This window comes from Caballeronia pedi (assembly GCF_001544915.2).
GTDB lineage: Bacteria > Pseudomonadota > Gammaproteobacteria > Burkholderiales > Burkholderiaceae > Caballeronia > Caballeronia pedi.
This window is the reverse complement of the sequence record NZ_FCOE02000083.1, coordinates 1-10,552: the sequence shown is the minus strand read 5'-3', so window position 1 is coordinate 10,552 and position 10,552 is coordinate 1. Positions and strand designations below refer to the sequence as shown.

Below are 10,552 nucleotides of genomic sequence, written 5' to 3'. Positions count from 1 at the left end.
CCGGTATGCGGACGCCACAGGGCGTTGCTCGGCAGGATGTTCTTGATGTAGCCGTGATGCTTCGGCTTCGTGACTCGCAGGTATCCGAACAGGAACTGGAACCACGAGATGACCGGAACGCCACCCACGCCAAACGGCAGCGGAATCTTGGTCATCGGTTGGAACTGACGCCAGCCGATCGCATCTGCCGACGGACCGAGGTTCAGCAGCGGTGCCGACACGGTACCCGGGATGTCGCGATTCAGATCGGTGAACGTGGTCGTATCACCGGCCTTCGCAATGATCTTCACCAGGCGCAGATCGCTCGGCGCATTGGTGCCGTCCTGGCGGCTGCGATAAACCGCATAGCCGCTCTCCGATCCGGACGCCGACTTGGTGATCGTCAGCACAGCCTTCTTGCCGGCTGCGACTGCGGTCTGACCCGACACGACCACTTGCGTCATACCCTCGCCGTTCGGGCCGATGGCTGCGACTGCCCAGTAGTAATTGCCAGCGCGCGTCGACGAGAACTGCGAGGATACGTCCGAACCGCTTGCGTCGACGGCGATGCTTGCCGGCTTGAACGCAGCGTTGGCCGTCGCGATCGCCGGATAGTTCACTTCGAACGGCGAGACCATCGGATGCGCCTCGTCGTGCAGGAACGTATCCATGCTGGTCTTCAGGACACCGTTGGTCAGGCGAATGCCTTCCACGTGACCACCCATCACCGGCGTGTTTCCGCCTTGCGGCTGCCAGCGATATGCCGGATCCAGACCCGAGTTCAGATCGTTCTGCACCGAGTTCGGCAGGAACACATCGGTACTGCGACCCCACGAACCGTAGCGGCTCACCGCAACGTTGATGTCCGAGAACGGCGTGACCGAGTCGAGCTTCTTGCCCTGCATGTCGACCACGCAATCACCGCTCATCTTGCCAGCAGCGATCTCGGCGTCGAGCTGGGTGAAAATGCCGTCGTACTGAGTCGGCGACGCAGCCGCATTGCCGTGATACAGCAGATAGTTCGCATCGGTCAGAAGCTGCAGTGCGCCGTTGCGTTCCTCGACTGCCGTCGCCTCGACGATGTTCTTGCCGATGTTCAGCACGTAGCCGACTTGGCGCAGCGACATCAGGAACTTCACCATGCCCACTTCACGCGAGTACTCGCCTTGAGCGGCGCGAACAACGCCCATCTGCGAATTCGTCGAACCGCCGAGGAAACCACCGACGCTCGATTGACGCGTGTATTCGTCAACGATATTCGTCGCGTTCGTCGATGCCAGGCGATTGAACAGCGTGAAGTGCTCGTTCTCCTGGATCGTGGTCTTCATCGCCGTGTCGAGCGACTGCACACCGAGCGCACCGCCGCCCGTGAGGGTCGACACGTCGGTCTGATAGTTGCTCGCCTCGAGCGCCTTCTGCAGGTCTGCGAACGCCGTCAATGCGCCGCCCTGAGAACCACCGAGCGCTGCCTGACCACCAGGCGCAACGCCGGCAAACTGTTGAATCAATTGTTGCATCTTGTACCTCTGGTTGCGCCTGAATTAGGCAATGACTTTGGAAACCAGCGCCGGATCAACCGGAACGCCAGAGCGAAGCGAAACATCGATCACCGTGAAATCCTTCCCGGTGATGCGCCCGGCGTCGAATGCCGCCTGCGACTTAACCATGAACTCAGCCGGCGAAATACCTTCGTCGGCTTGCGACTTCTGCATCGTGCCCACGACCTTTTCGGTAACCGTGACAACCGTCTTGCGGCCGCGACCTTCGCCCCCAAGCTTCAGGACTTGCTCCTGCAGGGATTTGATCAGCGCGCCCTGCGACTTCACGAGACCCAGCGTCGATTCGAGCGCCTTAGCCATCTGGCCTTCGGTCTCGCCGAACTGCGTCTTCATTGCAGCGACGTCGTCCATCAACGACTTGACCAGCTCAGTGCCGTCGAAAGCCTCGATCACGTTGCCTTCGGCATCCGTCATCTGCATGGACTTGCCGAAAGGCAATTCGCCTTCCTTTTCGCCCTTGCCTTCGTCACCCTCACCAGCGCCCTCGCCTTCGCCCTTACCTTCACCACCTTCGCCGCCGCCTTCACCAGCGGCAGCTTGGATCTTGTCGTCATCCTTGCCGTCGTCCGCCGGGAGTGCCTTGGCCATTGCTTCGTGCTCGCCTTCCAGCTCCTCGAGCAACGACTTAAACAACTGACTCATGACTTACTCCGTTTGTTGAGCCCTTCTTTCAGATCGCGCATGAAGCGCACCAAGTACTCGGCAGCCTCGTCGAGCGAGATGCCGAAATTCTTTGAGGAGTACTCAACCACGCCACGCGCACCCGACTTTGGATCGATCAGACCCGCGCGCTCATCGTGGATGAGTCGTTCCTGAAAATCGTGATAGTTCTTGATCCCGCGATCGAGCGATTGCCCGCGCAGCGCGGCACCACCCGTCAGCGAGGCGCTATCGGTGCCGTAGCCGGTCTCGAGCGCTTTCGAAAGCCACAGACCCGCAGACGTCCAGCACTTCGCCAGCGCACCGAACGGCACCGTCTGCGCCGTCGGGAGGTTCTGATTGACCGGCGTGCGGGACAGAGCAACGTTCGTCCACCGGACCTTTTCGACAACGCCGATTTTCGATTTCGTTTCCGGATCGATTTGAATGCTCTTAGCGAGCACCGCACCACCGACGGACGGATACCAACGCGCCGGCGGATCGAGTTGAGTCATCGACTCCCACACCATGTTGGCGTTCTTCGCCAGGTCCGATGTTCCGCGATACAGCTTCGCTTTGACGAACGTGCGGCGACCCTCGATGCGAACCTCGACCGGGCGACCGATCTCGTATTGCTCTGGGTTCGGAATGCCCGCCCAATTGCGCGCCGGATTCGGCTTGCCGATCAGGGTGTAATGGTCGATGTCGACATTGCCGAACTTCTTGTAATGCTCGGCGCTTGCTTCCAGCGCCTTAGCCATTACTCGTTCGTTCTGCTGATCCAGCTTCTCGTTGCTAGCTTCGAAATAGATGAAGCGCTCGCCCGCCTCCTCAGCGGGAATCGCCTTGAACATCGATTCGATGCTCAGAAAGTCGGGGATGTCAGCGAGTAGCTGTGTATCGTTCATGCCCTCAGTGTCTTGTCACGACCGACACCGCGAGCGCGCGTCCCGATAAAAAATCAAGGCGGAAAATGAAAAGGGCCGCGCGATGCGGCCCGATCAGAGATTCAGGAGTATTTATGAGTTTGCGAGCACGGCGCGCGCGTTCGCGATCACCTGATTGAGTTGTCCGCGCTCAGTCACGAGATCTTGATAATGCTTCTGCGCGTCCTCGCCGCCCGTCATTGCCTGCGCGCGCGCTTCGTCGATTTTACTTTTCACCTGGCGAAGCCTCACCGTCGCGATGGAGAGGATGCGCCGCTCCATCGCTTCGGTTTGCGCTGCCATCGCGCCTAGCTCGCCGAGTTGGCGACGCGTCTTTTCCGGATTCGGTTTCATGGTGCGCAGTATAATCAAAAAAGATCAAGTGAGTCGGCTTTTTGTGCCTGCCGCTGCTTGATGTAGTACGCGACGCCCGTGTCATCGAGCCCCTCGAGCGGTGTCGCCATCAGATCGCGCATCGCGTATTTCTTCGTCAGCCGATCGCGCGCGCGCCGCTCCTCCGGATGATTCGCCTGCATGTCGATTAGCTCGACGTTCTGCTTCTGCCCGAGGCGATGGATCCGCGCATTGCGCTGAGCGTGCGTCTTGGCCGTCGCTGGAATGTCGTGCTGGATCAGGTATTGGCCTGACTGGAGGTTCATGCCGACCGCGCCGGCGTCCGATGCAATCAAAATGTCGGCCTGCGCGTCGCCCTTTTCCGGATTGAACAGCTTGCGCTTCGAATCCTTGTCCTTAGCGCTGTCGCTGCCGGTGATTGTAACGACGCGCTTGCCTTCCTTTTCGAGACGCGCACGCAACTGGTCCACCGCCGCGCGATTGCGCGCGAAGATCACGCCCTGCTTGCCGCCGCGCTCGCGCACGAGATCCGCGATGCGATTCACCTTCGCATTGTCCGGATGCGTATCGATGATTCGCTGGATCGCCGATGACTTCATGATGCCGACGCTTTTCTGAAGATCGGCCGCCACCTTCTCATGCTCCGATGCCGGCACGCCCTCGAACGAATTCGGCGAAATCGCTTTGATCGCGGCGACGTCCACGTTGCCCTGCATCCGCGCGAGCCGCACGCTGGCGAGATTCGACGATAATTCGTCTAGCGCCTTACGCTGAGGGTCCGTCAGATCGACATTTTCGGTTTTGCGCTCCGCATGCACGTCTGGCGTGATCGACGCCGGAAAGGTGTAGCGCGCCATCTCGCGCTGAAGTGCCGTCTTCGCCGACGGCGTGTCCGCGCCATACCTGCGCATAAACGCCGATCGATCCTGGTACCGCGCCGGATCGAGCTTTTGCAGCATCGAAAACACTTCGCTGGTGTCGTTTTTGAATCCAGACTCACCGGATGCGTAGGTGTAGTACGGCGTGTGCGAGGAAAGTGCATCGGTCACGTTTGCGAGCGACGAATTCTCCTTGCCGGCGCGATTCAGCGTGTCGTGCGCCTCGTCGACGAACGATGCATCGAAGTTGATGCCCTCGTGCGCCATTACATCCTTGATCCATCCCTGGCGCTCATCGGGCCTCATCGATTGAAGGCGCTCCGCCATCGCGGATTCATCGATTCCAGCGTGCTTCGCGCCCAAGTGCAGCATGTCATCGCGAAACGACTGGTGCGTCATCACGCAAAAATGCGTATCCGGATCCTTGTACGCAGCGATCCGCGACTCGCGCGACGCGCCAGGCTGAATGTGCCACTTGAACTTGCCCGGCTCGAGCAGGCGCAGCGCCTCGCCGGAGAACTGACCTTGCACAACGCTCGGAACAAGCATGATGCTCCGCTTGACCTTGCCGAGCCCGTGCAGATGCGCGAAACCGCCGAGCATCACATTCGTCTTTCCGGATCCAGCGCCGAACGCGAGCCCAAGCCGCTTGTTCGCCGCCAGCATCTTGATCGCGCGCTGCTGATTCACGTACTTTCCGTTCATCGAGACGTTCCAAAGCTTGGTCGGTTGCCCTGCTTTGAAGTTCTGACCGACGATGCCCATCATGCCGGCGACCTGGCGCTCCGCTTCATGTCCGATCGTGTGCCGCTCGTCGCCCGCGAGTACGTGTTCTTTCGGCGCATCGTCGGCACCACCCCCGAACATGTCGTCTTGGTCCGCGAAGAATCCCATCTGCGACTGTTCGAATGCCTCGCGCTCATCGCGCGCCGCGTCGAGCTTTTCGCTTACGGCGCCGGATGCATACCGCCCGTTCACGCGCTCGCGCAGACCGTCGACGAGATCGCGCTCCCGCGCGCGCCGCGCCTCGCGCGCCTCCGGATCAGTCGCATCGAGGTGATTCAAGTTGTTGCGCACGACCGCCTTACCGACCTTGATCGGCGAATCCGGATTCAGCTTGTTGTAGGCATCCGCAAAAGACTTCGACACTCGCGAGCGAATCAGATCCTGCATCGACTCATACGCGCGCGCATTGCCGCCCATCGTCTCGAGATACTTGCCCCACGTCAGCGACGATGCATTGAGCTTGCCGGCTAACTCGTCGCGCTGCTGCTTCCAGTCCGACCACTCCGGATTTTGCGTCGTCTCGCCGAACATGTCCTGCGTCTCGCGCTCAGGCTCGTTCGCGCTCATACGATCGAGATCCGCGCGCATCGACGCTGCGTCCGGACTCTCCTTCGCCACGTTCTGATAGAAGTGCTCGCGCAGCGCGGCCTGATCCTGCGGAGTGAGATCACCGATCTGCTTGTACGCAGCCATACCCTCCGGCGCGTCTGAGAGCGCGCGATGCAGCGCGTCGACCGCCTTCTGGTCTACGTTGAATTTCTGCCGATTGAGAGGCGATCGCGTCGCGCCGTAGCGCGCCTTCACGAAGTCGTCCGCGTAGCCGTCGAACGTGTCCGCAAGCGCCTCCGCGCGCTGCATGTTGCCATCCTCGCCCTTCAGCGGCGCGACCGCGTCGAGCGCCGCGCGATACGCGTCCGCGCGGTCCGAGCCCGCCTTCTGGAAGAAGTCCGCCGACTGGATGTCCGCAACGATGTCGCCCGGCGCGTCACCATCCGCCGCGCGCGCGCCGATGTAATCGCGCAACGACTGCTCGAGATCGGCACCGGCCGCGAAAGGTTCTGCGATGCGCGGCGCAACGCCCGGCTTCACATCCATCGCGAGATCCGGGCGATTCGCCACGCCGAGCGGCAGCCAGCCGTCTTCGTCCTGCCCGCCGTTGATAATGTCCAGATTGCGCTTTACCTGCTCGATGTCCGAGCGCGCGATCGGCTTTGCGAGGCGATCGAGCCCCGCGCCGTTCACCGTGAGGAATGTGTCGCCAGCGACGTCCTCGATCTGGTAATCGCCGCGCTGCAGCCCGATGGCTCGCGCCTGGCGGATCGCATCCTCGACACCCATCTTGCCGAGCGAGACCTGAAAATCCTTCTTTTTGCCCTGCTTCAACGCGACTGACAGCGCGGCATTCGCTTCCATCTCTCCGAGCGTCTGGCCGAGAAGCTTTTGCGCATCGCCAACCGCCGCGCGCCGGCGCGCGTTCATTTCCTGCGCGACTTGCAGATCGGCACCATTCGCCGCGTCGCCGAGCTCGACCTCCTTCGCCGAGTCCATCAACTCTCGCGCGCGCTTGATCGCGCCGGCGCTCGCCTGCATGTAGTGGTTCACGTGGAAGTCTTCGACGCCTTCGGCGATGCGCTCGACATCCTCCGGCATGTCGTTGTGGATGCGCCGCGCGAGCACCTGCGCCGCGCCCGCGATGCCGAGCACGTCGACCACGCTTCGATCAACCAACGCCTCACCGCCCACAGCAAGCGCCAACGCGTTCACGCTGTTATACGCACCGATGCCGATGTGCTTGCCCAGCGTCTCGTTCGGATCGGCGCCCGCGATCTGGCCTAACTCGGACAGAAACGCGCGCGTCTGCGCCGTGCGCAGATCGTTGTCGATGTCTTCGGCGATCTTTTTATCAGCGTCCGGATCGGCCGTGTATTCGAGCACGTAGGCTTTCGGCTCGGCGTTTGACTTGTCGATCTCCGCGTTCGCTTGCCGCGCTTGTTTCTGCACCTGGCGCAGAGCCTTCTGCGCGCGCAGCAACTCGACAGCCGTCTTAGCATCGGCGAGCGTCGCGCCGGCGGACGGCGCAATCGGCTCGCGCACGGTATTCAGTTCGTCACGCACCATGCGTGCGGTGTCGCCGCGCTTGACCGCAGCATCGCGCTGCGCCTGCGTCATTTGCGCCATTTTCGCGGCGCGCGCCTGATCGGCCTCAGCCTTCAATTCCTCAGGCGTCAGTCCCGACTGCTCCGCGCGCTCCTTGTACCGCGTCGAGAATCCGAGCCCGCCCGTCTGCTGCGGAGTCGGATCCAAGTCATCGACCGACAGGGTCGCCGGATCCTTCGCGTCGAGCGGCACCTCGCCGATGCCCGCCTCCATGCGCGCAGCACCGTCGTTCACCAGGCGTTCGCGCTGCAAATCGACCGCCGCCGTCGCGCGCTTCATCAACTCACGATGATGCTTCTGCTCGAGCTTGTTGCGCGCGGCCTGCGACAGGTTCTCGTGCTTTTCCACCGGGAATTCGAGATCCTTTTTGTCCCAGCCCATCGCATCCGCAACCGTATGGATGAACTCGCGCTCGTGACGCGTCTGCTGCGCCGCCACTTCGCCGCGCGCCTTCGACTTCGATTCGTAGATGCCGGCCTCTTTATCGGCCTTGACCTGCTCTTTACGCGCCTGCGTCTTGTCTGCTTTGCGCTGCGCCGCCTCACGCTTGTAGTCGGATTCCGAGCGAACACCGCGCAGCTTGAGATAGTTCAGCTTGCCGCCAGCGCCGCCGATCACGTGCGCGGTGCCGTCGGGATTCGGCTGAATCAGGACCGGCTGACCTTCGGTGCCCGCGCCATTGGGATGCACCGTGATCCAGCGCGCTCCCGCCGGAATGTCTGCCTTGAGGAGAAGAATGCGAGATTTTTTGGTCATGACCAGCATTGTCTGGTCACGACATTTTGGTACTACCGGATACCAAACCGATACCATGCTTGGTATCTGCATTTTTCCTTTTACTTCATCGGTTTACTTGATACAGATACCAAGATACCAATAAATAAATATAGATATATCATGAAGTGTATTGTGTTGTGTGTGGTTGGGGTGTAGGTGGGGTGTTTGTGTATATATATGTTGTCGCGGGAAACTTGGTATCTGGTAACCTTTCTTTAAAATCAACAACTTAACCGGTACATACGGTTACCAGTGGTACCACTTGGCACAAAAAAGCCGCCCGAAGGCGGCTTGTCACAGTGAAAATCGCTCGTCAGGCTGCTTTGAGCATCGCAAGCGCCTTTGCCAGCGTGTCAGACTTTTTCAGTGCCGCCACGAAGCGATCGAATGCCGCATTGATGCGTTGCCGCTCCTCGCCCTCCGGATACGGCTTCCACTGCATGCCGGTCAGCGGATCGACGTGATAGCGGTTATCGGCATAGACGGACAGATAATCGTTGCGCCGCCCCTGATCCGCGAGCCGATCCTCGACGTACGACTGGAATGCGCGCGCGGCCATTTCGTGCGTCTCGCGCCAATAAGCCGTGCCACCCTGATCCAACTTGTGCGCCTCAAGCATGAAAGACGACATCGGCGCACCACTGCGCACGGAGATCTCACCGCCCTCCGCATTGCCGCCATAATGCGCGATCGCGATGCGACGCCAGTCGGCATGCATGCGCTTCTGGCGCGGCGACTGCTTCGCGCCCGGCTTCGGACCCAGCATGCCGTCGATCGCCTGCACCGCGTCGTGCACGTTGCCCGCGTCCTGGATCCGCTTGGCGACGCCGTTCGGAAACCGGCTATTGCCGACGTTGCGCTGCGCGAGCCGCGCGTCGTCGGCGGTGTACTGCATCGTCTGCGTGATCCGGTGCGGGCCGTCGAACATCGCGCGGCGCAACTCGACCACCGCATCGCGCAGATCGCCAGGGGGCAGCAGATCCGGTCGTTCGGTAATGAAGTCTTCGCGCCCGGCAGCGCCGCCGCCCTCTGCTTCCTTCGCCATGTTGTCGAGCGCATGGAACCATTCGTGCGCGAGCGCCCCGCCGCCGCCCATCTTTGTCAGGTTAATCACGCGCTGCACTGGCTCGTAGTGCGCGCGCGCCGCGCCATCCTTCCAGCCCTTCGCGCCCTGCCCGCGCGCACCGAACGCGAGCGCCAGGCGACCATTCAGCGCCACGTGTGCGTCATCGGCGCCGAGCAGATCGGCGAGATCCGCGAACGCGGCCGCCGAGTGCTCAGTGTGGAATTTCGCGCTCGCGACGTCGCGCAGCACCCAATTTCCGGACTGCACGTCGCGCAGGCCGAACATTTCCTTCAGTTCCGCCGTCGACTGCGGCACCATCGTGCGCCCGCCGACGCGCTCGAAGTTATCCGCCACCTTGAGCTGGAACCGCGCCGACTCTTTGCTCACGCGCGGCGCGCGCGTCACGTCCTTCTCGATCCACGACCAATCGATCTTGCCGACCTTCGCCGTCGCCAGGTGATTCCGGAAGGCGTCCGATCCCTTACTCGAGCGGTAGCGCAGCACGCTGACGAAGCGATCGCCCATCAGATTCCACGCGCGATGCAGCGGATTGTCGAGCTTATTGCGCACGTGCGCCGCCAGAACGATCGCCTCGCGCTGCACGCCAATATCGCGCCGAGCAGACTCCAGCTCCTCGCGACGCGGCTTCGTCGACTGAATCGCATCGCCCCATTCCTTGTCGGCATCGGCCAGGCGCTGCTTAAACGCAGCGAGCTTCGCATCCAGATCCGGCTTCGGCGCCCAGCCGCGTCGCTTACGGTTATCGACCTCACGCTCTACGCCGTACATCTCCGATCGGAGATTGATCATCGCGTTATACGCCTGATCGATCTGCCCGCGCAACGCGCCCTCCTCGTCGAACAGCGCGCGCGATTGCGCACCGAGCGCCTGATACTTCTCGGACTCCTCCGCCGTCAGCATCTTGCCGTCGTACTCCTCGCGTAGCGCGTCGAGCACGTCCGCCACGTCGGACGGTGTCTTGCAGCCTTCCAGACGATCGCGCAACGTCTGAAGCCCCGTGACGTAATCCTTTCGCGCCTGCGCGGATTCTTCACTAGGCTCCTGCCCGATCGCAGCATAGACGCGATCGACAAGGAACGCCGCGCCCGGATCCATGCCGCCATCGCGCAGTGCTGCCCAGTCGACCGCGCCGAACAGGTTCGACTTGGTGATCAGTTCGCGCGCCTCGCGCGGGTTCTGCTCGATCTCGTCCCAGTCGATCGCGCTCGCGAACACGCGCGCGCCTTCCTTCTTCGCACGGGAGATCACCTGCGCGGCAGCCTCCTCCTTGCGCGAACCGGCGATGTGACCCGTGTCGGCATAGCGATAGCTGTCGCTGTTCGGATTATCGACGTCGTCGACCGGCTCGTCGCGCGCTGCTACCCGCTCGGCGACCTTGCGCACGAGCGCCTTCGCCGTCTCGCTGTGCGG

Annotated in this window: 6 protein-coding genes; all 6 read right to left on the bottom strand. The window is 61.8% G+C overall.

Features of this window, described 5'->3' with window-relative positions; genetic code table 11:
- The coding region (locus AWB80_RS42190; protein WP_143328285.1) for a hypothetical protein at nt 1–1,496 on the bottom strand (1,496 nt) is incomplete at its 3' end.
- Nucleotides 1,497–1,520: 24 nt separating this feature from the next.
- Nucleotides 1,521–2,180: a hypothetical protein gene (locus AWB80_RS42185; RefSeq protein ID WP_061180527.1), complete on the bottom strand. Its 660-nt coding sequence runs from the start codon at nt 2,178–2,180 to the stop codon at nt 1,521–1,523.
- Entirely contained in the window at nt 2,177–3,031 is an 855-nt protein-coding gene (locus AWB80_RS42175; protein WP_143328284.1) for a hypothetical protein, read from the bottom strand. Before AWB80_RS42175 ends, AWB80_RS42185 begins: the two co-directional genes overlap by 4 nt.
- A 165-nt stretch (nt 3,032–3,196) precedes the next feature.
- Nucleotides 3,197–3,406, bottom strand: coding sequence for a cyclin family protein (locus AWB80_RS42170; RefSeq protein ID WP_143328283.1), 210 nt, complete (start codon nt 3,404–3,406; stop codon nt 3,197–3,199).
- Nucleotides 3,407–3,471: 65 nt separating this feature from the next.
- Complete coding sequence (locus AWB80_RS42165; protein ID WP_143328282.1) at nt 3,472–8,034, bottom strand: helicase-related protein; 4,563 nt, start codon at nt 8,032–8,034, stop codon at nt 3,472–3,474.
- Nucleotides 8,035–8,368: 334 nt separating this feature from the next.
- Nucleotides 8,369–10,552, bottom strand: a 2,184-nt coding sequence (locus AWB80_RS44265; RefSeq protein ID WP_061180523.1) for an LPD1 domain-containing protein, incomplete at its 5' end; no start/stop codon positions are given.

Coding starts and splice junctions, on each gene's coding strand:
- AWB80_RS42165 (WP_143328282.1), bottom strand. CDS start 8,034: ATGACCAAAAAATCTCGCATTCTTCTCCTCAAGGCAGACATTCCGGCG.
- AWB80_RS42185 (WP_061180527.1), bottom strand. CDS start 2,180: ATGAGTCAGTTGTTTAAGTCGTTGCTCGAGGAGCTGGAAGGCGAGCAC.
- AWB80_RS42170 (WP_143328283.1), bottom strand. CDS start 3,406: ATGGCAGCGCAAACCGAAGCGATGGAGCGGCGCATCCTCTCCATCGCG.
- AWB80_RS42175 (WP_143328284.1), bottom strand. CDS start 3,031: ATGTTCAAGGCGATTCCCGCTGAGGAGGCGGGCGAGCGCTTCATCTAT.